Raw genomic sequence first — 23,854 nt, 5'->3', positions numbered from 1 at the left:
CCGACTTCAGGGCGAACCCGCGTCCAGCGCGGGATCCAGCGCCTCGAGCAGCGCCCGGCGGGCCTCCGGCGTGCGCGCCCGGATCGCCTGCTCGACCACCTCTTCGGTCAGGTGCGGCGCGAAGAGGTGGATGAAGGCGTACATGAATCCGCGCAGGTGGCTGCCGCGGCGGAAGCCGATGCTCGTGGTGCTCGGGGCGAAGAGGTGGCTGGCGTCGCGGGCCACCAGCCCCTCGTCGGCATCGGGGTCGAAGGCCATGCTGGCGATGATCCCCACCCCGACCCCCAGCTGCACGTAGGTCTTGATCACCTCGGCGTCGGTGGCGGTGAAGGCCACCTCCGGCGCCAGCCCGGCGCCCTGAAAGGCCTCATCGAGCTGCGAGCGCCCGGTGAAACCGAAGACGTAGGTGACCAGCGGGTGGGCCGCCAGGGCCTCCAGGGTCAGCGGCTCCGCCTCGGCCAGCGGGTGGTCGGCGGGGACCACCACGCTCCGGTTCCAGCGGTAGCAGGGCATCATCACCAGATCCTCGAAGTGCTCCATGGCCTCGGTGGCGATGGCGAAATCCGCCTCGCCCCGGGCGGCGAGCTCGGCGATCTGCATGGGCGTGCCCTGGTGCATGTGCAGGCTGACATTGGGATAGCGGGCGCGGAAGCGCTGGATGACCCGCGGCAGGGCGTACTTGGCCTGGGTCTGGGTGGTGGCGATGGTCAGCTGGCCACGCTCCTGGCCGGCGTAGTCGGCGGCGATGGCGCGGATGTTGCGGGCTTCCTCGAGCAGCCGGGCGGTGGCCTCGATGATGCGCTCGCCGGCCGGCGTCAGGTGGGAGAGGCTCTTGCCGCTGCGCACGAAGATCTGGACGCCGAGCTCATCCTCGAGGGCCTGGATCTGCTTGCTCACCCCGGACTGCGACGTGTACAGGGCGTCCGCCGCCGCCGAGATGTTCAGGTTGCGGTGAACCACCTCGTGGATGAACTGCAGTTGCCTGAGCTTCATGGCCGTCCCTCGTGGCGCCTGATGATCGCGGGCCGGCCCCGCGTCGGCACCGGGCCGGCCCCTTCCCAGCGTACACCCGCGGACTCCGCTCAGCAGGAGGCGGGCTGGCGCGGCTGCCGCGACTCGTCGCCGAAGAACCAGGGCCGCAGGCGCACCCCGACCACGTTGCCGAGGAAGGCGAAGATCAGCCACACCCAGCCGTGCAGGCTGCCCGAGGCGATACCGCCGAAATAGGCGCCGATGTTGCAGCCGAAGGCCAGCCGCGCGCCGTAGCCGAGCAGCAACCCGCCGATGATCGATGCCGCCAGGGCCCGCGGCGGGATACGCAGGCTCGGCGCCAGCCGCCCGGCGAGCACCGCAGCGAGCAGCGCGCCGAGGATGATGCCGAAGTTCACCACCGAGGTGGCGTCAGCCAGCACGCTGGCCTCCAGCGCCCGGGCGTTGCCCGGCAGCTGCCAGTAGCCCCACTGCGCCACCTCGATGCCCACCGCCTCGAAGCCCTTGGCACCCCAAAGGGCGAAGGCGGCGGTGATCCCCCAGGGCCGCCCGGAGAGGATCAGCGTCAGCGCGTTGAGCACGGCCAGCGCCACCGCCCCCCAGATCAGCGGCCAGGGGCCACGCAGGAACCGTTGCCAGCCGGCATGCTCAGCGGCCGCCGGCTGTTCCAGCGCGCCGTGGCGGCGGCGTTCGAAGTACACGGTGCCGGCGTAGATGGTGGCGAACAGCGCCAGGCTCAGGGCCAGGCCGCCGGTCACGCCCAGCCCCTCGACCACCGAGACCGCCTCGAAGGCCGGCAGATCCCACCACCAGTCCACGTGATGGGTGGCGATCACCGAGCCCAGGATGAACCCGAGCAGCGTGATGACCATCCGGGCATTGCCACCGCCGACGGTGAACAGCGTCCCCGAGGCGCAACCGCCGCCGATCTGCATGCCGAGGCCGAAGAGGAACGACCCCACCACGACGGCCACGCCCACCGGGAAGACGTAGCCGCTGAGCTCGTTGCCGAACGCCGACCCGGCATCGAGCAGCGGGAAGAAGAGCAGGACCGCCACCGCCAGCATGATCATCTGCGCCCGCAGCCCGCGACCGCGGCGCTCGTTGATGAACACCCGCCAGGCGGCGGTGAACCCAAAGGCGGCGTGGTAGAGCACCACGCCCAGGGCACCGCCGACGATGAGCAGCGCGGCCTGCGTGGGGCTGATGAATGCCCCAAGGTAGAGCGCCCCGACGGCAAGCAGGCCGAGGCTGGCCCAGCCGGCGATCGGGGCCGCACTGCCCCGCGCGGTCAGGGTGATGGATGACGACATGGTTGCCTCCCGTCTCGATAGGTACCGGCCCCGCCGGATCCGGGGCCGTCTGAGTCGAGAGGCTACGCCGCGCGCAACAGCGCCGTGAAAGGACGCTTCGGCCTATGCATATTCCGCTGCGGCGGTGGCACGCGGCAGCGCCCCACCCCGGAGACCGTGTCAAGACAACCGCAGCGATCGGATTGCCGCACCCGGGCATTCCCCTGTTTCGTCGATGTGATAGCGTATCAACATCACGGATCGCCGGGTTCCTGGCCCGGCACTGGCACCAGCGAGGAACCGCCCTTGCCGAGCGGTCGGAACCCCCAGCATCAACGCAGTGCCGTCCTGGCAACCCCGGTGACCATCGCCGCCCAGGGGGCGGAGGCGTGCGACTGGCTGCGCGCCCTGGACGCCCTCTCCGAGCCGGTGTTCATCCACGACGAGCACTACCGCATCCTCGCCGCCAACCGGGCCTATGCCGAGCGGGCCGGGCTGGCCCCGGAGGAGTTCCGGCTGCGCCCCTACTGGGAGGTCTTCCCCCGCCGGGACGGCCCCTTGCCCAGCTGCCGCGCCGCCATGGAGCAGGGCCGCTGCGGCGAACGCCGGGGCAGCGGCGAGATCACCGAGGAGCTGGCCCTGCCCACCGGCGAGATCCTCATTTCGCGCTCGTTCGCCGTCACCGACGCCGAAGGCCGCTATAGACAGTCGGTGCACATCCTCGAGGACATCACCGAGCAGCGCCGGCGCGAGCACCGGCTGAGCGTCGCCGAGTCCCGCGCTCGCGAGCGCGAGCACCAGCTCGACCGGGTCCTGAGCAACACCGCCGAGGGCATCCTGGTGGTGGATGACCACGGGCGGATCGTCTACGCCAACGCCACCGCCGGCACCCTCACCGGCCACCCGCCCGCCGAGCTGATCGGCCAGGTCTTCGGCTTCCCGGTGGCGACCGGAGCGCCCCAGGAGATCGAACTGCGGACCGGCGAAGGCGGCAGCCGGATCGTCGAGATGCGGGCGCGGACCATGCGCTGGGAGGGCGATCCGGCCTTCGTCCTCAATCTCCACGACGTGACCGAGCGTAAGCGCGTCGAGCGCGAGCTGCGCCAGGCGGCCATCGTCTTCGAGGAGGCCCGCGAGGGGGTGATCATCACCGACGCCGAGGCCACCATCGTCGCCGTCAACCGGGCCTTCACCCGCATCACCGGCTACGAGGAGGACCAGGCCCTCGGCCGCAACCCCCGCTTCCTCGCCTCCGGCTTCCACAGCCAGGCCTTCTACGAGGCCATGTGGGAGGCAATCCGCAGCCACGGCTACTGGACCGGCGAGATCTGGAACCGCCGCAACGACGGCACCACCTTCGCCGAGCTGGCCACCATCCGCGAGCTGCGCGACGAGTCCGGCCACCCCACCCACTACATCGGGGTGTTCTCGGACATCTCGCGGATCAAGGAGTACCAGAGCCAGCTCGAGCGGGTCATGCACCTAGATCCGCTCACCGAGCTGCCCAACCGCCTGCTCTTCCAGGACCGCCTGGAGCAGGCCCTGCGCCAGCACCAGCGCCAGCGCCGGCGCGGCGGCGATAGCACGGTGGCGGTGCTGATCGTCGATCTGAGTGATTTCCGCGCCGTCAACGACAGCCTCGGCCACGCCATCGGCGACCGCACCCTGCGGATCATTGGCGAGCGGCTCGACGCCGCCGTGGGCGACTCGGCCACGGTGGCACGGCTCAGCGGCGACGAGTTCGGCGTGCTGCTGCCCCAGCTGGTCAGCACCGACGATGCCGCCGGCACCGCCGAGCGGCTGATCGCCGCCGCCGAGGCACCGCTGGAGATCGAGGGCCACCAGATCCCCATCACCCTGCGCGTCGGCCTGAGCACCTTCCCGGACCAGGCCCAGGGCGCCAGCGTACTGCTCGAGCAGGCCGACGCCGCCATGTACGAGGCCAAGAGCGAGGGCGTGGGCTACCGCTTCTTCAGCGAGGAGCTGACCGAGCGCGCCCGCGAGCGCATCGAGCTCGGCGCCGAACTGCGCCAGGCCCTGGCCAGCGACGCCCTGGACCTGCACTTCCAGCCCCAGGCGGACCTGGCCAGCGGGCAATGGATCGGGCTCGAGGCGCTGTTGCGCTGGCCGCACCCGGAACGCGGTCCGATCTCGCCGGCGCGATTTATCCCGGTGGCCGAGCACGCCGGTCTGATGGGCCAGCTCGGCGCCTGGGTTCTGCGCCGTGCCTGCCGGCAGTACCAGGCTCTGCTCCGCAACGGGCGGGACTGGGGGCGCCTGGCGGTCAACATCACCGCCCCCGAGCTCGCCGATCCCGGTTTCGTCGGCCGCGTGCTGAGCACCCTGGACGAGACCGGGCTGCCACCCGACCGCCTGGAGCTGGAGATCACCGAGAGCCTGCTGGTGAACACCGACACGCGGGTCATCGCCCGCCTCGACGAACTGCGCCGCCACGGCGTGCGCGTGGCCGTGGACGATTTCGGCACCGGCTACTCGGCGCTCAGTTACCTCAAGGATCTACCCGTGGACCGGCTGAAGATCGACCGCTCCTTTGTCGACAACGTCGATCAGCCCTCCCGCGGGGCGACGATCACCCGGGCCATCCTCGCCCTCGGCCACAGCCTGGAGCTGGAGGTGATCGCCGAGGGCATCGAGACCGTGGCCCAGCGCGACGCCCTGCTGGAGGCCGGCTGCCTCCAGGGCCAGGGCTACCTGCTGGCGCGACCGGCGCCGCTGGAACAGCTCACCCCGCCCGACCCGCCCTCCTAGGCTTCCGGTCCACGGTTCGCGGCACCGGACGGGGATGACGACGGGGTCACGCATAAGGCCTTGCACAACCCGAAGGAGGTGCGCCAAAGTGAACCTAATGGATCCGTCAGCCGTTGACATCGCCGATTACCAGGCCGCCATCTTCGACATGGACGGCGTGGTCACCCGTACCGCCACGGTGCACGCCCGGGCGTGGAAGGAGATGTTCGACGCCTTCCTGCAGGCGCATGCCGAGCGAACCGGCACCCCCTTCGCCCCCTTCGACGCAGAGACCGAGTACTGGGAGCACGTCGACGGCCTGCCGCGCCAGGAGGGCGTGCGCCGTTTCCTGGCCGCGCGCGGCATCGACCTGCCCGAGGGCGAAGAGGACGACCCACCGGAACACGACACCATCCACGGCCTGGGCCGCCGCAAGGACGCACTGATCCAGGCGGTCATCGAGCGCGACGGCGTGGAGGTCTTCCCGGACTGGCTGGAGCGGGTCCGGCAGTGGCGGGCCGCCGGGGTGCGCACGGCCATCGTCTCCTCGAGCCGCAACTGCCGTCGGATGATCCAGGCCGCCGGAATCGAGACCCTGTTCGACGCCCGGGTGGACGGCGAGACCGCCCGCGAGCTGGGCCTGCGTGGCAAGCCGGATGCCGACATCTTCCTGGTCGCCGCCGAGCGGCTGGGGGTGGCCCCGGGACAGAGCGTAGTCTTCGAAGACGCCATCTCCGGCGTCCAGGCCGGCGCCGCCGGGCCCTTCGCCCTGGTGGTGGGCGTGGCCCGCCACGACAATCACGATGTCCTGCGTGCCCACGGCGCCGACGTCGCCGTGGCGGCGCTGACCGAACTGAGCTGAGCCACAGGAGGCGCAAGCGATGCAATCCCCCCCGGAGCTGTTCGAACCGGCGGTGCTCGATGAACTGCGCACGCGCATGGAGGGGCGGAGCACGCCGCTGTTCCTCGACTACGACGGCACCCTGACGCCGATCGTCGACGACCCGGCCGAGGCGCGGCTGGATCCGGCCATGCACGCGGCGCTGGAGCAGCTGGCCGCCCGCCACACCGTGGCCCTGGTCAGCGGCCGCGACCTGCAGGCGCTGCAGGCGTTCGTCGGTCTGGAGTCGGTCTATTACGCGGGCAGCCACGGCTTCGAGATCGTCGGCCCCGGCGGCGTACACCGCTGCAACGAAGAGGCCGAGGCCGGCCTGGACGCCCTGGCCGCGGCGGCCGAGGAACTCGACGACGCCCTCGCGGCGGTCGAGGGCACCCTGCTCGAGCGCAAGCGCTTCGCCCTCGCCGTGCACTACCGGAATACGCCGGAGGATCAGGTCGAGCGCGTCCGGGCCGCCGTGGACGGGGTGCTTGAGCGCCACCCGCAGCTGCGCTGCGGGCCGGGCAAGTGCGTCTTCGAGCTGCAGCCGGACGTCGCCTGGGACAAGGGCCGCGCGGTGCTCTGGCTGCTTGAGGCGCTGTCGCTGAACAACGGCGACACCCTGCCCATCTACATCGGCGACGACTGGACCGATGAGCACGCCTTCCGGGCCCTGGAGGGCCGCGGCGTGGGCATCTTCGTCGGCGAGCCCGACCGCGCCACCGCCGCCGACTACCGGCTGGCCGACGTGGCCGCCGTCCGCCAATTCTTCGAGCAGATGCTGTGAAGGGGCTTCAGCGATGACGCTACCGGAGACCGAAGGCTGGCAACTGACCTACCAGGGCTGGCTGCCCGAGGAGCAGCAGCATCGCGAGGCGATCTGCGTGCTGGGCAATGGCCGTTTCGCGACCCGCGGCGCCTTCGAGGGGGCTGCCGCCGGCGACATCCACTACCCCGGCACCTACATGGCCGGCGGCTACAACCGGCGCACCAGTCTGGTCTCCGGCCGCGAGGTGGAGAACGAGGACTTGGTCAATCTTCCCAACTGGCTCTGCCTGAACTTCCGCCCGGCCGAGGGCGACTGGTTCGACTTCGACGGCGTGGAGTGGCTGGACCACCGGCAGACCCTGGACATGCGCCACGGGGTGCTGACCTGGCACCTGCACTTTCGCGACCCGCACGGGCGCGAGACGCGGCTGACCAGCCGGCGGCTGGTGCATATGGGCGACAGCCACCTGGCCGCGCTGCACTGGGAGCTGGAACCGGTGAACTGGACCGGCGCGCTGCACATCCGCTCAGGGATCGACGGCGGCGTCGAGAACCTCGGCGTGGCCCGTTACCGGGCCCTGGAGACCCGCCACCTGGATGTCCTCGCCACCGAACGCTGCAGCGACGAGGCGGTCATGCTGCGCAGCATGACCAATCAGTCGCGCATCGACCTGGCCCACGCAGTGCGCACCCGGGCCTGGCAGGCCGACGGCCGCGGGCCGGAGCACCGCGAGCGGCTGGAGACCGACGACTACATCGGTGACGACCTGACCCTGCAGGCCGAGCCGGGGCAGCCGATCCGCGTCGAGAAGGTCGCCGCCTTCTACAGCGGCCGGGACCGGGCCATCTGCGAGCCGGGCATCGATGCGGCTTCCGCGGTGGAGCGCGCCCCGGCCTTCGACGAGCTGCTGCGCACCCACGCCAAGGCGTGGGAACGCTACTGGCGCGGCTGGGACGTGACGCTGCATACCGACAACAACGGCGAGGCCGAGGAGCAGACGGTCCTGCGCCTGCACATCTTCCATCTGCTGCAGACCACCTCGCTGCACACCACCGATCTGGACGTGGGCGTTCCGGCGCGCGGCCTGCACGGCGAGGCCTACCGCGGGCACATCTTCTGGGACGAGCTGTTCATCCTGCCGCTGCTCAATCTGCACAGCCCGGAGATCAGCCGCGCCCTGCTGATGTACCGCTACCGCCGCCTGCCCGAGGCGCGCCGGGCGGCTGCCGCCGAGGGGCTGCGTGGGGCCATGTACCCGTGGCAGAGCGGCAGCAGCGGCCGCGAGGAGACGCAGACCCTGCACCTCAACCCGGCCTCGGGGCGCTGGCTGCCGGACAACACCCACCGCCAGCGCCACGTCAACGCCGCCATCGCCCACAACATCTGGCGCTACTATGAGGTCTCCGGCGACACCGACTTCATGGCCTTCGCCGGCGCCGAGATGATCCTGAGCATCGCCCAGTTCTGGGCCAGCCTGGCCACCTACAACCCGCAGCGCCAGCGCTACGAGATCCGCGGCATCGTCGGCCCCGATGAGTTCCACACGCGCTATCCGGGCAGCGACGAGATCGGGCTGGCCAACAACGCCTACACCAACGTCATGGCCGCCTGGTGCCTGCGCATCGCCCGCCAGGCCCTGGAGGTCATCGGCCCGACGCCACGCAGCGAGCTCCTCGACCGGCTGGCGATCGACGAGGCGGAACTCACCCGCTGGCAGGAGATCAGCCAGCGGATGTTCATCCCCTTCCACGGCGACGGCATCATCAGCCAGTTCGAGGGCTACGACCAGCTCGAGGAACTGGACTGGGCCGGCTACCGCGAGCATTACGGCAACATCCAGCGGCTCGACCGGATCCTTGAGGCCGAGGGCGATGACGTCAACCGCTACCAGGCGAGCAAGCAGGCCGACCTGCTGATGCTCTTCTACCTGTTCTCCCGGCAGCAGATCGAAACCCTGTTCGCCGACATGGGCTACGAGCTCGACGCCGAGGCCATCCCGCGCAACATCGCCTACTACGAGGCGCGCACCTCCCACGGCTCGACGCTGAGCAACATCGTCCACTCGTGGGTGCTGGCGCGCTCCGACCGGCAGCGCTCCTGGGATCTGTTCGGCAACGCGCTGATCAGCGACCTGGGCGACATCCAGGGCGGCACCACCAAGGAGGGCATCCACCTCGGGGCCATGGCCGGCACCGTGGACCTGGCGCTGCGCGGCTACACCGGCATGGAACCGCGGGACGGCATCCTGTGGCTCGATCCCATGCTGCCCGATGGGCTCCACGAGGTGGAGCACAAGATCCATTATCGCGGCCACTGGATCCACCTGGTGGTCAATCACACCCGGCTCACCCTGCGCTTGGAGGAGGGGCCGTGGCCGCCGGTGCGCATCGGCTACCGCAACGAGGTCCACGACCTGCACCAGGGCGAGACCCTGGAGCTGGCCTACCAGCGCTGATGGCGGCGGGGCTGGCCTCCCGCCGCCCGGCTCGCTACCTTGGGGATCCGGACCCTGCGCGGAGGCCCCATGGACCCGATGAACGACCCGCAATCGGTGTGGACGGTATGGCTCACCCTGGCGGTGGTGCTGCTCGGCGTCGAGATCCTGCTCGCCGGCGGTGGCGCCGGGGTGCTGCTGGCCCTGGCGGTAATGGCCTTCGCCGGCATGGCCATGGCCCTGCTCGGCGCGCCGCTGGTCGCGCAGATCGCCGTGGCCATCCTCGCCGGGCTGGCCTCGCTGCCGTTCATGGTCTGGGTCTTCCGGCGCATGGGCCGCGGCGGCGGCCCGCCCTCAGCGGATGACAGTGCCCTGCGCCGCACCGCCTTCGAGGCCTACTACGACCTGCGCGGCCACCTGCGCGTGCGCGCCTTCGGCGACCACCTGATGGCCATCCCCGACCCCGCCGACGACCCCGAGATCGCCCCGGGCAGTGCCGTGCGCATCGTCCGGCTGGAAGGCACGCGGGCCATCGTCCGCCCGGTGGACGCCCCGGTCGGCGCACGGCTCGACGACGCCGAGGCCTGACGGCGAGCGGCAGGCCCTTCCGGGCGGCGGCCGTGAACCCGAGCCGGGGTGGCATTGTCCCAACCGCCAGGCGCATGCCAGCGTCTGCACCATGGAAATGCACCAATCAGGGGGAGTCACCCATGCCCTACAAGCTTGGAATCATCGCGCTGTTCGCCCTGCTGCTCGGCGCCGGCTGCGCCGGCACCGGCGACGAACCGGAGCCTGCCGAGGACCCGTGGGGCGAGCCGGAACAGCAGGAGCCGGCACCCGCACCGGAGCCGCAGCCTGAGCAGGAGCCGATGCCTGAGCAGGAGCCGGCGCCCGAGGGCGATATGGGCTGGTAACCCGCGGGGGGCGGGGACCCGGTATGCGGTTCACGGAGACGGGGTTCGGGTCAATGCTCGGACCCCGTTTTTATTGACCTATTGAGGGGGCGGGGGCTTGTGGTCCACCTTATGCGCTCTTCGAACGCTGATGGAGGTATCCATGGAGTCTTATCGGCAGCGCATTGGACTGTTCCTGGGGCCATTGGTGGCCCTGGCCGGCTTGCTGGTCGGCCCGCCCGGCGAATTGACCCAGGCCGAGTGGAACGTCGCCCTGGTCGCCATCCTGATGGCCATCTGGTGGATCAGTGAGGCGCTGCCCCTTGCCGCCACGGCGCTGGTCCCCATCGTCGCCTTCCCGCTGCTCGGGGTCATGGAGGTCGGCGATGTCACCGAGGCCTACGGCAACCACCTGATCTACCTGTTCCTGGGTGGTTTCTTCATCGCCGTGACCATGCAGCGCTGGAACCTCCATCGGCGCATCGCCCTGCACACCATCAACCTCGTCGGTCCCTCGCCCCGGCGCATCATCCTCGGCTTCATGCTGGCCACCGCCGGGCTGTCCATGTGGATCAGCAACACGGCCACGGCGATGATGATGCTGCCCATCGCCCTGGCGGTGCTCAAGCAGAGCCAGGAGGAAGCCGAGCAGAACGGACAGGAGCTGCCCCGCGGCTTTGGCGTGGTGCTCATGCTCGGTGTCGCCTACGCCGCGTCAATCGGCGGCATCGCCACACTGATCGGCACGCCACCGAACGCGGTGCTCGCCGGTCAGGCCCAGGAGCTCTACGACATCGAGATCACCTTCGCCAGCTGGATGGCCTTCGGCCTGCCCTTGTCCCTGCTCTTTCTCGGCATCGCCTGGGTCTATCTGGCTTTCAGCCGCCACTGCCGCGGCATCGGGCATCTGGTCAGTGGCCGCGAGACCATCCGCCAGGAGCTGGCCGAGATCGGTCGCATGGACCCCGCCGAGCGCCGCGTGCTGAGCGTCTTCGTGCTGGTGGCCCTGGCCTGGGTCCTGCGCGGTTTCCTGCCCGAGGGCGTGCTCGATGAGTTCGGCGACGCCAGCATCGCCATGGCCGGTGCCCTGGCCCTGTTCCTGCTGCCCTCGGGCAAGGAAAAGGGGCAGCGGCTGCTCGACTGGGACACCGCCGTGAAGATCCCCTGGGACATCGTCCTGCTCTTCGGCGGCGGCTTCGCCCTGGCGGCGGGCTTTGGCGCCAGCGGCCTGTCCGAGAGCCTGGCCGAGGCCCTGCAGGTGCTCGACGGCGTCTCCATCTTCCTGATCATCGCTGCCTGCGTGGCCCTGGTGGTCTTCCTCACCGAGGTGACCTCCAACACCGCCACGGCGACGGTGTTCATCCCGCTGATGGGCGCGCTGGCCGTGGCCACCAACTTCAACCCGCTGGTGCTGATGGCCGCCGTGGCCGTCGCTGCCTCCTGCGCCTTCATGCTGCCGGTGGCCACGCCGCCGAACGCCGTCGTCTTCGGCAGCCGGGCCCTGACCGTGCCGGATATGGCGCGCGCCGGGCTGCTGTTGAACCTGGTCACCATCGTGCTGACCACGGTGTTCGTCTACTTCCTGCTGCCGGTGGCCCTGGGCGTGGAGCTGACCACGGTCATCGAGAAGCAGTAACCCCAAGGGGATCGTTCCGCCATCCCCGCGGCAACGGGCCGCCGATCCACCGGATCGGCGGCCTTTTTCGTTGCGGGATGCCTGCCTTAGTCGAGACGGCGCCGGAACGGCGGCAGGGCGTCGAGGAGTTGGCGGCCGTAGCGCTGGGTCACCACCCGCCGGTCGAGGATGGTGATCCGCCCGCGGTCATCCTCGGAGCGGACCAGCCGTCCGCAGGCCTGGGTCAGGCGCAGCGATGCCCGCGGCAGGCTCAGGGTATGGAACGAGGAGTGCTGCTGATCCTCCAGCCACTCGCTGAGGGTGGCGGTCACCGGTTCGGTGGGCACCCCGAAGGGGATGCGCTCGATGACCACGTGATCGCAGTAGCGCCCGGGCAGATCCACCCCCTCGGCCATACCCGCCAGTCCGAAGAGGATACTGCCCTGCCCGGCATCCACGGCCTCGCGGTGGCGCTGGAGCATCGCCTCGCGGGAGCGCTCACCCTGGCACTGCAGCCGCTCCCGCAGGCCCTCGGGCAGCGCCTGGGCCACCCGCTCCATGCGCTGACGGCTGGTGAACAGCACCAGCGCCGCCTCGTAGGGGTCGAGGAGCTCGGGCAGCCACTGGCAGACCTCGGCCAGGTGCGCCTCGGCGTCGCGCGGATCGCTGCGCAGCGCCGGCACGTGCAGCAGGGATCGGCTGTAGTCGAAAGGCGACGGCAGGCAGCCCTGGCGGATGGCCTCCCCGTCGGTCAGGCCCAGGTCACTGCGCAGATGATCGAAGCGCCCCAGGGCAGTCAGCGTGGCGCTGGTAATCACCGCACCGGCGCACCGGTCCCACAGGCGCCGGGCGAGCTCGCCGGCCACCGAGACCGGCGAGACCGAGACCCGATGGTCCACGGCACCGTCGGACTCCGCCTGGCGTTCCACCCAGCGGGCCACCGGCGGCGTTCCGGCATTGTCCTGCTCGGCGAGGAGCTCCCAGGTGGTGGCCAGGTTCGCCGCCCGCTCACGCAGGAAGCCAAGCCGCGGCAGCTGGCGCTCCAGCTCCTGGGTGTCGCCCCGCTGCGCCTCCAGGGCGGCGTAAACCCGGTCCGAGAACCCCTGCAGGGCGTCGTGCAGCCCCCGCGCCGGGCCGGCCACGCGCCCGGCCAGCTCACGCACCGGCTCGGGGGCATGACCGGCGCGGAAACGCCAGCGTTCACCCTCGGCATCGGCCCGGTAGTTGTGCTGCAGGAAGGTATCCGCCTCCTGCAGCGCGGTGGCCACCTCGCCCAGACGCTCCTGCAGCCGTTGCGCCTCGGCGTCCGGCGGCTCGCCGACCGCATCGTCCGGCAGCACCGCCGCGGTGTCCGTAGCAACGCCTTCGCCCTCCTCCAGCCACGTCCGCGCCGCCTGGACGCGGGCACTGGCAGCGAAGCGCTGCACCGCCTTGGCGGCCAGGTGGTGGCCCTCGTCGATGACGTAAAGCGCCTGCTCGGGCGCTGGCAGCAGGACCCCGCCCTCCTCCTCGCCGAGCTGCAGGTCGGCGAGGAGGAGGTCGTGGTTGGTGATCACCACCTCGGCGCGGGACACCCGGTCGCGGGCGGCGTAGACGGGACATCCCTCAAAGTGGGCACACCGCCGTCCGGAGCAGGAGTGACTGGTGGAGGTGACCATCGGGCGCAGGTCGTCGGCCACGCCGTCGGCCCACTCGTCCAGGTCACCGCCCCAGCGCCCCTCGGTTAGGGCCTCGGCCATGGACTCCAGCTGCTCGGGCTCGCCCGGCTGAGGCGGGCGCGGCCAGCGGGCGCTGCCCAGGATGTCGGCGGCCAACGCCTGCTGCGCCCCGGCCTCGACACTGGCCGACTGCCCGACCAGCTCACCCAGGTTGCGCGGGCACAGGTAACGACCACGCCCCTTGGCCACCGTGGCATCCACCTCGATGCCGGCGTAGCGGGCCAGCTTGGGCAGATCCTGGTGCAGGATCTGCTCCTGCAACCCCACGGTGGCCGTGGCGATGACCAGCGGCAGCCCGCGGCTGCGCGCCGCCGGGACCCCGCCGAGCAGGTAGCTGAGGCTCTTGCCGGTGCCGGTGGGCGCCTCGATGGCAAGCAGGCGGTGGTCCTGCTCCCCTGCGAGGGCCTTGGCCACCTCCCAGATCATGCGTTTCTGCGCGGCCCGCTCGCGGAAGCCGGGCATCTCGTCCCGGACGCGGCGGTAGGCCGTGGCGATGGCGTCGGTGATGTCGGAGTCTGGCATGGCGCCAGTTTACCTGGGGGGCGGGGGTGAGCGGGAGCAGTGCGGGCGGGCCACCGGGCCCGCCCGGGCAGGGTCATCACGAGCGGAAACGGTTCAGCGCATCGCGGAAGGCCCGCGTCATCGCCTCCCACGCGCTCTCCGAGCCCTCGCGCATGTCGCGGAAGGCCTCCTCGCTGGCGTCCTGCATCTCGCGCAGCCGCTGCTTGCCCTCCTCGTACTTCTCCTCCAGCTCCTGGAGCTGCTCCTGATAGCGCTCGCGCATCTCCTCGCCGGCCTCCTCGGCCTGGGCACGGACGCGGTCGATCTGCTCCTGCCACTCGGACAGGCGCGCCTTCATGTCCTCGACATGCTGCTCCTTGCGGTTCTGATCATCGTCGGCCATACCGGTCTCCTCCTTTCTGGTTCTGGTTGCCGGTCCTCCCCGGCAAGATAGACCGGGATGGGCTTGTTCACAAAACCTGTGGAAAACCCTGCGGAGAAACACCGCAGCCCCCCGGCGTGATGCGGCTCCGCAGCGGCCGGCCACTCACTGACCACCCCGCTCACCGGGGGCGCGCCGGTCGCCGCACGGCGGATTGGGAATTGACAATAGCGGTGCCCCCTGCGATAAAGCGCACTGCGCCCCGGTCACGGGTGCGGGTTATGCCAACCACCGAAACGCCCACCAAAGGGCTTCCCCGGGCTCTGGAGGAGGAGCAAACAGAATGAGAATGAAAACCTGGCAACTCGCCATCTGCGCCACCTCGGCGCTGGCCCTGTCGGCACCGGCACTGGCCGACCGCGACGACTGGCCCCGCAGCTTCACCGTGGGCACCGCCAGCCAGGGCGGCACCTACTACATCTACGGCAGCGGCTGGGCCGACATGGTCGCCGGGATGCTCGACATCCGCGCCGGCGGCGAGGTCACCGGCGGGCCGGTGCAGAACGCCACCCTGGTCGAGACCGGCGACCACGAGTTCGGCCTGGTCACCATGGGACCGGCCCGCGCCGCCTGGGACGGCGAGAGCGAGCTGGCTCCGGGCATGGAGCATCGCAACATCCGCGCGGTCTTCCCCATGTACCAGACCACCTTCCACATCATCACCCGCGAGGGCGACGAGCTCACCTCCATGGAGGATCTGGAGGGCAAGCGTGTCGGGGTCGGCCCCTCCGGCGGCACTGCGGATATGTACTTCCCGCAGTTCTTCGATGAGCTCGGCATCGATGTGCGCGTCCGCAACGGCGGCGCCTCGGATCTGGCCGGGCAGCTGCAGGACGGCCTGATCGACGCCTTCGCCTTCGCTGCCGGGACGCCGATCTCGGCGTTCTCGCAGCTCGAGGCGGAGATCGACACCAACATCTTCTCCGTCGACGAGGCACAGCGGGAGCAGCTCCTGGAGGCCTTCCCGGCCCTCTCGCCGGCGGACATCGAGGCGGACCTGTACGGCTCCCTGGATGCGGATATCCCGGCGATCTCCATCTGGAACTTCGCCATCACCCACCAGGATATGCCCGAGTCGCTGGTCTACGAGGTCACCCGGGCGGTCATGGAGAACCACGACCGGATGATGGACATCCACCGGGCCTCGCGCGAGACCCTGCCGGAGAACCACCAGTACAACGACTGGATGCCCTGGCACCCGGGCGCCGTGCGCTGGTTCGAGGAGAACGGCTACGAGATCCCCGAGGACCTGCGCGGCTGACCCCGAGCGGGACAGCCCATTGATCCCCCGCCCCCGCGCCGCATCCGTGCGACCGGGGGCGGGCTGTGTCAGGGGGCCTGCCCGGTAGCAGGTCCCGCACCGGTATCACCGAGGCCGAGGCATCCCCATCGATGAGCGATCGATCCACGAATCCGGAGCCAACGATCGAGACCCAGGGCGAAACGGAGATTCCCCTCGGCAGCAACGAGCGCGCCCTCACCGGCTGGCAGAAGCAGCTGTTCTTCTGGGCGTGCGCGCTCTATACCGCATTCCACATCTTCACCCTGAACGTGATCCCGCTGGAGACCTGGACCTTCCGGATCCTGCACATCGCCGGCGGCCTGTTCATCGGCTTTGCGCTGACCTCGGCGCGGACCCTGGACCGCGACGCGCCGGCCGCGCCCACCGGGATGCTCCAGTGGCTGCTGATGCTGGCCAGTACCGCCCTGATGCTATGGGCCCTGGGCGCACTCGGCTACATCGCCTACCTGCTGCAGGTGGATGGCATGTCCTCCACCCAGCTCCCGCCGTGGCTGGCCCAGCAGTTCGGCTACACCCTGTTCGCCAGCGTGGCCGTCGCCACCCTGGCCGGCTGGTTCCTGCGCAGTCCGGACAACCGTGTGCACTGGCCGGACTGGATCCTCGGCTTCGGCGCGCTGATGGTCGGTGCCTACATCATCCTGGCACTGACCCGCTGGCAAATGGCGGCCGGGACCCCCTTTGCCGGGGCCCAGGAGCTGTGGATCTCGGCCGCCGGCGTGCTGCTGATCCTGGAGCTGACCCGACGCATCGCCGGCCTGGCGCTGGTGATCATCACCGCCATCTTCCTCGTCTACTCCTTCGTCGGGCCTTGGCTGCCCGGCTTCCTGGAGCACCGCGGCTACTCCTTCACCCGCTTCTTCACCTACCTCTACACCGACAGCGGGATCCTCGGCCCGACCACCGCGGTCTCCTCGACGTACATCATCCTGTTCATCACCTTTGCCGCCTTCCTGCAGGTCTCCCGGGTCGGCGATTACTTCGTCAACTTCGCCTTCGCCGTGGCCGGCTGGGCCCGCGGCGGCCCGGCCAAGGTGTCGATCTTCGCCTCCGGGCTGATGGGGATGATCAACGGCACCTCCGCCGGCAACGTGGTGGCCACCGGCAGCCTGACCATCCCGCTGATGCGCAAGGTCGGCTACCCGGCCAAGAGCGCCGGCGCCATCGAGGCGACCGCCTCCACCGGCGGGCAGCTGGTGCCGCCGATCATGGGCGCCGGCGCCTTCATCATGGCGGAGATCACCGGCATCCCCTACGTGGAGATCATCGCCGCCGCCATCCTGCCGGCCGCCCTCTACTTCCTGTCGGTCTACTTCATGGTCGACAACGAGGCGGCCAAGATGGGCATGCGCGGGCTGCCGCGGGCGCAGCTGCCCGGACTGGGGCGGATGCTGCGGCAGATCTACCTGTTCATCCCCATCCTGGTGCTGATCTTTACCCTCTTCCAGGGCTACTCGGTGATCCGGGCCGGCACCGTGGCGATGATCTCGGCGGTGGTGGTCAGCTGGCTGACCCCGGAGGCGATGGGCATCCGCCGCATCCTCCGCGCCCTGGAGATGGGCGGGCGCATGGTCATCCCGCTGGTGGCGGTGTGCGCCTGCGCCGGCATCATCGTCGGCGTGATCAGCCTCACCGGCGTGGGCACGCGCTTCTCGTCCATGCTGCTGGGGGTGGCGGACGCCTCCATGCTGCTGGCGATGTTCTTCGCCATGTGCATCTCCATCATGCTGGGGATGGGCATGCCGACGACCGCCGCCTACGCCGTGGCCGCCTCGGTGGTGGCGCCCGGGCTGCAGCAGCTCGGCGTGGAGCCGCTGATCGCCCACTTCTTCGTCTTCTACTACGCAGTCATCTCGGCGATCACCCCGCCGGTGGCGCTGGCCGCCTACGCCGCCGCCGGCATTGCCGGCACCGATCCGCTGCGCACCTCGGTGACGGCGTTCAAGATCGGGCTGGCGGCGTTCATCGTGCCGTTCATGTTCTTCTACAGCCCGGCCATGCTCGGTGAAGGGACCTGGACGGAGATCGCCCGGGTGGGCGTGACCGCCTCGGTGGGCATCTTCCTGCTGGCCGCCGCGGTGCAGGGCTGGCTGTTCGGCCACGTCTCGTGGCTGCTGCGCGGCGTGCTGCTCGCCGGTGCCATCTCGATGATCTACGGCGGGATCTACAGCGACCTGGCCGGGATCGCGGTAGGCGCGGTGCTGATGGCCTGGCAGTACCGCTTCGCCTCACGGCAGCCGCTGGTGCCGAGCCAGGGCGGCTAGGCCGGCTTGGCGGGCGCCCTGGCCAGCGCCCTGGCGGCGGTCTTCGGACTCATCGCCCTGGGCCACGTGCTGCGCCGTCAGGAGGTCGTTCCGCCCCTGTTCTGGGACGGGGCGGAGCGGCTGACCTACTACTTCGCCCTGCCGGCGCTGCTGGTGGTGCGGCTGGCCGAGGCACCGCTGCGCGAGATGCCACTGCTGCCCGTAGTGGCCATCCTCGCCGGCGGCGTGGCGATCGCCGGCGCCCTGCTGCTCCTCGCCCGGCCGCTGCTGGAGCCGGACGGCCCCGGCTTCACCTCGGCGCTGCAGGGCACCTTCCGGCCCAACACCTACGTGGGACTGGCCACGGCGGCGGCACTGTTCGGCACCGAGGGGGTGACCCTGGCGGCGATCAGCCTGGCGGTCCTCGTCCCCCTGGTGAACCTGCTGGCGGTGGCGGCCCTGATCCGCTACGGCCGGCGCACCGGACGCCAGGCACCGGGTTTCTGGGCGAGCCTGGCGCGCAACCCGCTGGTGCTCGCCTGTCTGCTCGGCGTCGCACTCAGCCTGCTGCCGGTGGGCTTGCCGGCACCGCTGGCCGCCTTCCTCGATGCGCTGGGCCAGGCCGCGCTGCCGCTGGGCCTGATGGCGGTGGGCGCCGGGCTGTACTGGGGGCAGATCGGCCGCCATCCGCGGCTGCTGATCGCATCATCGGCCATCAAGCTCCTGCTCCTGCCTGCCGGCGTCGGCGCCGTAGTCCTGGCCGCCGGTCTGGACGCGACCACCGGGGCGGTGCTCGTGCTCTTCGCCGGGGTACCGGCCTCGGCGTCGTGCTACATCCTCGCCCGCCAGCTTGGCGGCGATGCCCCGCTGATGGCCTCGATCCTCACCGTGCAGACCGTCACCGCCGTGGCCACCCTACCGTTGGTGGTCGGCGGTTTTCTGGCCATCCGCGGCGGCTGAGCGCCGCGCCTGGTGACCCGATCACGGGGCAGCGCCCTCCTGAACCAGGCGCACGGCGCGGCGGCGGTTCTGCTCGGCCAGCGCGTAGTAACGCGGATAGAGTTCCAGCGCCCGGTCGAAATAGCGCAGGGCGGCCGCGCCATCACCGCTGAGCAAGGCGATGTAACCGACGTTATTCGCCGCCTCCGCGCCCCCGAGGGCTGGCTCCATGACCTCCAGGGCGTCCTCGTAGCGTGCCTGCCAGGCCAGGGCGAGGCCCAGGTTGTTGCGCAGCCGCGGATCCCGCGGCGCCCCGCGCAGCCCTTCGCGCAGGACGGTCTCGGCCTCGGCGTAGGCCTGCGCCATGAGCAGGGAGTAGCCGAGGTTGTTGAGTACCGACGGATTGCCGGGCAGCACCTCGAGGGCCGCCTCGTAGTGCGCCCTCGCGTCAGGGTGGCGGCCCTGCAGATCGGCGGCGATACCGAGGGCGTTCCAGGCCATCCAGCGAACCGGCTCCGCCGCCACCGCGGCCTCCAGGTCGGTCATCGCAGCCTCCAGCTCGCCCAGCTGCAGCCGCGCCTTGCCGCGCCCCTCCAGGGCATCGCTGCGCGTCTCGTCGACCTCCAGGGCGCGGGTGAACAACGCCTCGGCCGCCCCGGCGTCACCGCCGCGCAGCGCAATCCGACCCATGCCGACCAGCGCATCCGGGTGGGCCTCGTCCCGCTCCAGGATCTCGCGGTAGTAGAAGGCCGCCTGGTTCCGTTCCCCGGCCTGTGCGGCGCCGCGCGCCTCGGCGAGCAGCGCGTCGATGTCGTCCTCGAAGGCGGCGCCCTCGCGACCGCCGGTGGACGCACACCCGGCCACGAAAACCAGCACGGCCAGCACGCCCGCAATGCGGCTCACTCCCTTGCCCATGGTCATTCCCCCCCACCCTCGAAGGCGCTGGCATGAGCCAGCAGATCGTGTCCAAGAACCAGGCGCACCCCGGCGCCCGGGCGCATCGTTTCGCTCGCCTCCATGCGCACCGCCAGCGGCAGGGCCGCAGCCACCGCCTCGGCGGCGGCCCGCGCCACCGGGCGGTAGTAGAGGGTGGTCTCGGCCACATCGAAGCCGGGTTGGTTGCTCAGATAACCAACCACCTCACCCTCGGCCCGCAACCGCTCCCCCACCCGGGCGGCCATGCCGCGCTCGCCGTTGCCGTTAACCACCTCGACGGTGTAGGCCGCCGGGCCGGCCTGTCGGTACTCTGCCTGCATCCGGTTGGCCGCCACCCGCGGGTGCGCCGCATCCAGCCGCCCGGCCGTTGCGAGGACCGCGAGGGCGGCGTCGTAGCGGCCCTCGAGCAGCAGCGAGTAGCCGAGATTGTTCAGCGTCTGCACCGAGGCCGGCTCTCGGGCCAGGGCCCGGTAGTAGTGGGCCTGGGCCAACTCGTGATAGCCGAGCCGATCGTAGGCCACTCCGGCGGCGTTCAGCGCCGGGATCGAATCCGGACGCAGCGCCAGGGCCACGTGCAGCGCCTCGAGGGCGGGGCCGTACTCGCCCTCGGCGAGCAGGGCGCGCCCGCGCTCAAGCTCGCCGCCCAAGGGCTCGACCACCCGGCCGTTGAAACGCTCCAACGGTTCCAGGTTGTCGGTGTACGACGGGCTCGCCGCACAGCCGACGACGCCCAGCGCCAGGCCCATTGCCGCGGCGCAGCGCGGCCCAGGCCGTGCGCCGCCTCGCCCCCCGGCTGCGGCCACGTTCACCCCCCCGCGTTGAGCAGCGACTCGGCAATGCCGATCACCGCCGGGCCGAGGACAACGAGGAACAGGGCCGGGAAGATGAACAGCAGGATCGGGAAGATCATCTTCACCGGCAGCTTCGCCGCACGCTCCCGGGCCCGCTGGATGCGCGCATGGCGCATGCCGCTGGCGTGCTCGCGCAGCGCCGCGGAGACGCTGGTGCCGAAGCGCTCGGCCTGGATCAGCAACGTGGTCAGCGATTTCACCGGGTCGATGCCGGTCCGCTCGGCCAGCCCGCGCAGCGCCGCCTCGCGCGTCTTGCCGGCACGCAGCTCAAGGCTCATCACCCGCAGCTCGGTGGCGAGCACCGGATGGGCGTGCATCATCTCCTCGCCCACCCGCTGGATCGCCGCGTCCAAGCCGAGCCCGGCCTCGACGCAGACCACCAGCATGTCCATCGCGTCGGGGAACCCTTCCTCGAAGGCGCTGCGCCGCTGCTCGATGCGCCGCTGCAGGAAGAACGCCGGCAGGTAGAAGCCGGCGGCCGCCACCCCGACCAGGCCGAGTGCCGTCAGCGGCTGGAACAGCGCGCCCCAGGAGGCCCAGGCCGCCACGGCCAGCGCCCCGGCCACCGGCAGGCCGGCGGCCAGCAGCACCTTGGCGCCGAGGTAAATGGGCAGCGCGCGGGGGCCGCGGTAACCGGCCTGGACCAGGCGCCGGTAGAGACGCGAACGGGCCAGGTCCTCGCGCGGCAGCAGCAGCCGGCCCGCCGGCTCCACCCAGCGCACCAGGAAGGTGCCCGACCAGTGCGGCTCCCGGGACTGCGTGCTGCCGCCGCCGGAGGCGGTCTCGATCTCCCGCAGCCGTCGCTGCACCGGATCCGGCCCGGACAGCGCCCAGGACAACAGGGCGAACGCCATCAGGACCACGGTGAGGAAGACCGCCACCAGGGCCAGCACTTGGGTGCCGGGCATCACCATCATCTCCCCCATCCCCCCACCCTCCTCTAGATCCGGAAGTTGACCATCCGGCGCATCACCAGGTACCCCACGCCCATCATCATCAGCTGCGCGCCGACGATGGTCAGCCCTGCGGGGTGTTCAAACAGCACGGCCATATACTCCCAGCGGAACAGGGAGAGGAAGCCGGCGACAAAGATCGGCAGCGCGATCAGCACGTGGGCGGAGAGCTTCATCTCCGCGGCCTGCACCTGGACCTCCTTGAGGGTGCGCTGGCGCTCGCGGAGCATCGCCGCGATGCGCACCAGCACCTCGGCGAGGTTGCCGCCGGTCCGCCGCTGGATGAGCACCGCGGTGACGAAGTAGGCCACGTCCTTGCTGGCCACCCGCTCCTGGAGGTTGCGCAGGGCCTGTTCGACCTCCAGGCCGTAGTTGATCTCGTCGAAGGCGATGCCGAGCTCGTCACTGACCGGCGACGGCATCTCGCGGGCGGCGTACTGCAGCGACGCGGTGAACGGGCTGCCGGAACGCAGGCCGCGGGCGAGGAAGTCCATGGTGTCCGGCAGCAGCTCGACGAAGCGCCGCTGCCGACGCTGACGGCGCTGGCGCAGGTAGAGCACCGGCCCACCCACGCCCAGCAGCGCGCCGGCGAGCACGGCCAGTGGCCCCACGGTCCCGGCCCCGAGAACGAGCACCAGCGCCACCAGCAACGTCCCCAACACCTGCAGGGCAAAGAGCTGCACCACCGTAGCGTCGGAGCCGGCCTGCTGCAGCAGCCGGTCCGCGGCCTTGACCCCGGGCGTGCGCACCAGGATCCGGTTGAGCACCGGATCGGCGCTGTACGGGTGCTCGCGGAGGATCTCCAGCTGCGCGCGATCGGACTCGCCGGCGGCCGCCAGACTGCGCAGGCGCCGGCGGATCTTGCTGCGCCCCTCCACCCAGGAGGTCTGCCAGATAAGGTAGATCCCCTCGACCAGCGCGACGACGGCCAGGAAGGCCAGCACGGAGATCAGGATAATGGTGGTGTTCACGGCTCGCTCCTCGGCGGGACCCTGCCCGCGGGATGGGTGGACCGGGTGCCGGTGGCGTCAGGCATAGACCCGCTCCGGGTCGAAGATCGACTCATCGATGGCGACGCCGCGCTCACGGAAGCGCTGGAGCAGCCACGGCCGGATCCCGGTCGCCCGGAAGTGACCCGTCACCCCGCCGTGGCCGTCGAGGCCCTGGCGGGTGAAGGTGAACAGCTCCTGGGTCGTGACCACATGCTCCTCCATGCCGGTGATCTCCTGGATGCTGGTCACCACACGGCGGCCGTCGATGAGCCGCTCGATGTTGACCAGCAGCTGCAGCGCCGAGGCGATCTGGTGGCGAGCCACCGGCTGCGGGATGGACACGCCGCTCATGCCGACCATGTGCTCGAGGCGGGTCAGCGCATCCCGGGCGGAGTTGGCGTGGATGGTGCTCAGCGAGCCGTCGTGGCCGGTGTTCATGGCCTGGAGCATATCCATGGCCTCGCCACCGCGGACCTCGCCGACGATGATCCGGTCCGGGCGCATACGCAGGGCGTTGCGCACCAGATCACGCTGGGTGATCTCGCCCCGGCCCTCGATGTTCGGCGGGCGGGTTTCCAGGCGCACCACGTGGGGCTGCTGGAGCTGCAGCTCGGCGGAATCCTCGATGCTGATGATCCGCTCGCTGGCCGGGATGTAACCGGACAGGGCGTTGAGCAGCGTGGTCTTGCCGCTGCCCGTGCCACCGGAGACCAGCAGGTTGACCCGGGCCCGGATGGCGCCCTCAAGGAACGACGCCATGCCGGGGGTCAGCGAGCGGAATGCGGTGAGATCCTGCATGGAGTAGGGATCGGCGCTGAACTTGCGGATGGAGAGGATCGGGCCGTCCACCGCCAGCGGCGGGATGATGGCGTTGACCCGGGAGCCGTCGGCCAGGCGCGCGTCGACCATGGGCGAGGACTCGTCGATGCGGCGGCCGACGGCGCTGGCGATCTTGTCGATGATGCGCATCAGGTGGGCGTCGCTTCCGAAGCTCACCGGGCTGCGCTCGAGCACGCCGCGACGCTCGACGTAGGTCTGCCGACAGGTGTTGACCAGGATCTCGGAGATGGAGGTATCGGCCAGCAGCGGCTCCAGCGGGCCGAGGCCGAGCATCTCGTACTGCATCTCCTCGATCAGGCGGTCGCGCTCGGCGGCGTTGAGCGGCACACGCTCCTCGCGCAGTCGCTCGGCGACCAGGGCGGCGATCTGCTGGCGCACGACTTCGGGCTCGAGCCGGTCGATGACCTCCAGGTTCAGCTGTTCCAGCAGGTGGTTGTGGATGCGGCCCTTGAGGGCGCGCACCGCACTGGCGTGATCCTCGGCCCAGTTGCGGGCAAGCTCTGCCATGTCCCTTTCCCTCG

The 23,854-nt window shown here is 70.6% G+C and carries 19 protein-coding genes; 10 read left to right on the top strand and 9 right to left on the bottom strand.

Going from position 1 to position 23,854, the window contains the following annotated elements; translation table 11 throughout:
• Positions 1–6 precede the first annotated feature (6 nt).
• A complete protein-coding gene (cysB, locus tag LRG07_RS09195) occupies positions 7–993 on the bottom strand; it encodes an HTH-type transcriptional regulator CysB (RefSeq protein ID WP_201169288.1) in 987 nt (328 codons plus the stop codon).
• A gap of 89 nt (positions 994–1,082) precedes the next feature.
• Positions 1,083–2,303, bottom strand: coding sequence for a YeeE/YedE family protein (locus LRG07_RS09190; protein ID WP_238642202.1), 1,221 nt, complete (start codon positions 2,301–2,303; stop codon positions 1,083–1,085).
• Between the two features lie 285 nt (positions 2,304–2,588).
• Between LRG07_RS09190 and LRG07_RS09185 the strand changes: the two genes are divergently transcribed.
• The 7 genes from LRG07_RS09185 (at position 2,589) to LRG07_RS09155 (ending at position 11,639) form a co-directional block, all read left to right on the top strand.
• A complete protein-coding gene (locus tag LRG07_RS09185; protein WP_238642201.1) occupies positions 2,589–5,051 on the top strand; it encodes an EAL domain-containing protein in 2,463 nt (820 codons plus the stop codon).
• 97 nt (positions 5,052–5,148) lie between these two features.
• On the top strand, positions 5,149–5,892 hold the full coding sequence (locus tag LRG07_RS09180; RefSeq protein ID WP_238642223.1) for a beta-phosphoglucomutase family hydrolase: 744 nt from the start codon (positions 5,149–5,151) through the stop codon (positions 5,890–5,892).
• A gap of 19 nt (positions 5,893–5,911) precedes the next feature.
• Positions 5,912–6,694 (top strand): trehalose-phosphatase, encoded by a 783-nt coding sequence (gene otsB / locus LRG07_RS09175; RefSeq protein ID WP_201169306.1) that lies wholly within the window; start codon positions 5,912–5,914, stop codon positions 6,692–6,694.
• Positions 6,695–6,707: 13 nt separating this feature from the next.
• Positions 6,708–9,131: a glycoside hydrolase family 65 protein gene (locus LRG07_RS09170; protein WP_201169308.1), complete on the top strand. Its 2,424-nt coding sequence runs from the start codon at positions 6,708–6,710 to the stop codon at positions 9,129–9,131.
• 69 nt (positions 9,132–9,200) lie between these two features.
• Positions 9,201–9,698 (top strand): NfeD family protein, encoded by a 498-nt coding sequence (locus tag LRG07_RS09165; protein WP_201169310.1) that lies wholly within the window; start codon positions 9,201–9,203, stop codon positions 9,696–9,698.
• Between the two features lie 122 nt (positions 9,699–9,820).
• The gene (locus LRG07_RS09160) at positions 9,821–10,024 is read left to right on the top strand and encodes a hypothetical protein (protein WP_238636887.1); all 204 of its coding nucleotides are present in this window, start codon (positions 9,821–9,823) and stop codon (positions 10,022–10,024) included.
• A gap of 142 nt (positions 10,025–10,166) precedes the next feature.
• Entirely contained in the window at positions 10,167–11,639 is a 1,473-nt protein-coding gene (locus tag LRG07_RS09155; RefSeq protein ID WP_201169312.1) for a DASS family sodium-coupled anion symporter, read from the top strand.
• A gap of 86 nt (positions 11,640–11,725) precedes the next feature.
• Here the strand turns inward: LRG07_RS09155 and dinG are convergent, their stop codons facing one another.
• Together dinG and LRG07_RS09145 are read right to left on the bottom strand one after the other, a co-directional pair.
• Positions 11,726–13,858, bottom strand: coding sequence for an ATP-dependent DNA helicase DinG (gene dinG / locus LRG07_RS09150; RefSeq protein WP_238642200.1), 2,133 nt, complete (start codon positions 13,856–13,858; stop codon positions 11,726–11,728).
• Between the two features lie 76 nt (positions 13,859–13,934).
• Complete coding sequence (locus LRG07_RS09145) at positions 13,935–14,240, bottom strand: hypothetical protein (protein WP_201169316.1); 306 nt, start codon at positions 14,238–14,240, stop codon at positions 13,935–13,937.
• A 322-nt stretch (positions 14,241–14,562) separates the two neighbouring features.
• Here LRG07_RS09145 and LRG07_RS09140 point away from each other — a divergent pair, with 322 nt between their 5' ends.
• From LRG07_RS09140 to LRG07_RS09130, 3 genes are all read left to right on the top strand, one after another.
• On the top strand, positions 14,563–15,540 hold the full coding sequence (locus LRG07_RS09140) for a TAXI family TRAP transporter solute-binding subunit (RefSeq protein ID WP_238642199.1): 978 nt from the start codon (positions 14,563–14,565) through the stop codon (positions 15,538–15,540).
• A gap of 131 nt (positions 15,541–15,671) precedes the next feature.
• On the top strand, positions 15,672–17,843 hold the full coding sequence (locus LRG07_RS09135; protein WP_238642198.1) for a TRAP transporter fused permease subunit: 2,172 nt from the start codon (positions 15,672–15,674) through the stop codon (positions 17,841–17,843).
• A gap of 6 nt (positions 17,844–17,849) precedes the next feature.
• Positions 17,850–18,782 (top strand): AEC family transporter, encoded by a 933-nt coding sequence (locus LRG07_RS09130; protein WP_238633145.1) that lies wholly within the window; start codon positions 17,850–17,852, stop codon positions 18,780–18,782.
• A gap of 21 nt (positions 18,783–18,803) precedes the next feature.
• On the opposite strand, the gene LRG07_RS09125 is transcribed toward LRG07_RS09130, so the two are convergent.
• Genes LRG07_RS09125 through LRG07_RS09105 form a run of 5 tightly spaced genes read right to left on the bottom strand, consistent with a single transcriptional unit; the run spans position 18,804 to position 23,840 of the window.
• Positions 18,804–19,676 (bottom strand): lipopolysaccharide assembly protein LapB, encoded by an 873-nt coding sequence (locus LRG07_RS09125; protein WP_238642197.1) that lies wholly within the window; start codon positions 19,674–19,676, stop codon positions 18,804–18,806.
• 2 nt (positions 19,677–19,678) lie between these two features.
• Positions 19,679–20,500 carry a LytR C-terminal domain-containing protein gene (locus LRG07_RS09120; protein ID WP_238642196.1) on the bottom strand — a complete coding sequence of 274 codons (822 nt, stop codon included), beginning with the start codon at positions 20,498–20,500 and terminating at the stop codon, positions 19,679–19,681.
• 2 nt (positions 20,501–20,502) lie between these two features.
• Positions 20,503–21,474 (bottom strand): type II secretion system F family protein, encoded by a 972-nt coding sequence (locus LRG07_RS09115; protein WP_238642195.1) that lies wholly within the window; start codon positions 21,472–21,474, stop codon positions 20,503–20,505.
• 14 nt (positions 21,475–21,488) lie between these two features.
• The gene (locus tag LRG07_RS09110) at positions 21,489–22,472 is read right to left on the bottom strand and encodes a type II secretion system F family protein (RefSeq protein ID WP_238642194.1); all 984 of its coding nucleotides are present in this window, start codon (positions 22,470–22,472) and stop codon (positions 21,489–21,491) included.
• Positions 22,473–22,529: 57 nt separating this feature from the next.
• Entirely contained in the window at positions 22,530–23,840 is a 1,311-nt protein-coding gene (locus LRG07_RS09105) for a CpaF family protein (RefSeq protein ID WP_201242761.1), read from the bottom strand.
• Positions 23,841–23,854 lie beyond the last annotated feature (14 nt).

Origin of the sequence: Halorhodospira sp. 9622 (assembly GCF_022228025.1) — a bacterium.
GTDB lineage: Bacteria > Pseudomonadota > Gammaproteobacteria > Nitrococcales > Halorhodospiraceae > Halorhodospira > Halorhodospira halophila_A.
This window is presented reverse-complemented; position numbering and strand designations above follow the sequence as displayed.

What these genes read in the sequence shown, in the direction of transcription:
- cysB (WP_201169288.1), bottom strand. Translation starts at nt 993, where the DNA reads ATGAAGCTCAGGCAACTGCAGTTCATCCACGAGGTGGTTCACCGCAAC.
- LRG07_RS09190 (WP_238642202.1), bottom strand. Translation starts at nt 2,303, where the DNA reads ATGTCGTCATCCATCACCCTGACCGCGCGGGGCAGTGCGGCCCCGATC.
- LRG07_RS09180 (WP_238642223.1), top strand. Translation starts at nt 5,149, where the DNA reads ATGGATCCGTCAGCCGTTGACATCGCCGATTACCAGGCCGCCATCTTC.
- otsB (WP_201169306.1), top strand. Translation starts at nt 5,912, where the DNA reads ATGCAATCCCCCCCGGAGCTGTTCGAACCGGCGGTGCTCGATGAACTG.
- LRG07_RS09170 (WP_201169308.1), top strand. Translation starts at nt 6,708, where the DNA reads ATGACGCTACCGGAGACCGAAGGCTGGCAACTGACCTACCAGGGCTGG.
- LRG07_RS09165 (WP_201169310.1), top strand. Translation starts at nt 9,201, where the DNA reads ATGGACCCGATGAACGACCCGCAATCGGTGTGGACGGTATGGCTCACC.
- LRG07_RS09160 (WP_238636887.1), top strand. Translation starts at nt 9,821, where the DNA reads ATGCCCTACAAGCTTGGAATCATCGCGCTGTTCGCCCTGCTGCTCGGC.
- LRG07_RS09155 (WP_201169312.1), top strand. Translation starts at nt 10,167, where the DNA reads ATGGAGTCTTATCGGCAGCGCATTGGACTGTTCCTGGGGCCATTGGTG.
- dinG (WP_238642200.1), bottom strand. Translation starts at nt 13,858, where the DNA reads ATGCCAGACTCCGACATCACCGACGCCATCGCCACGGCCTACCGCCGC.
- LRG07_RS09145 (WP_201169316.1), bottom strand. Translation starts at nt 14,240, where the DNA reads ATGGCCGACGATGATCAGAACCGCAAGGAGCAGCATGTCGAGGACATG.
- LRG07_RS09140 (WP_238642199.1), top strand. Translation starts at nt 14,563, where the DNA reads ATGAGAATGAAAACCTGGCAACTCGCCATCTGCGCCACCTCGGCGCTG.
- LRG07_RS09135 (WP_238642198.1), top strand. Translation starts at nt 15,672, where the DNA reads ATGAGCGATCGATCCACGAATCCGGAGCCAACGATCGAGACCCAGGGC.
- LRG07_RS09125 (WP_238642197.1), bottom strand. Translation starts at nt 19,676, where the DNA reads ATGGGCAAGGGAGTGAGCCGCATTGCGGGCGTGCTGGCCGTGCTGGTT.
- LRG07_RS09115 (WP_238642195.1), bottom strand. Translation starts at nt 21,474, where the DNA reads ATGGGGGAGATGATGGTGATGCCCGGCACCCAAGTGCTGGCCCTGGTG.
- LRG07_RS09105 (WP_201242761.1), bottom strand. Translation starts at nt 23,840, where the DNA reads ATGGCAGAGCTTGCCCGCAACTGGGCCGAGGATCACGCCAGTGCGGTG.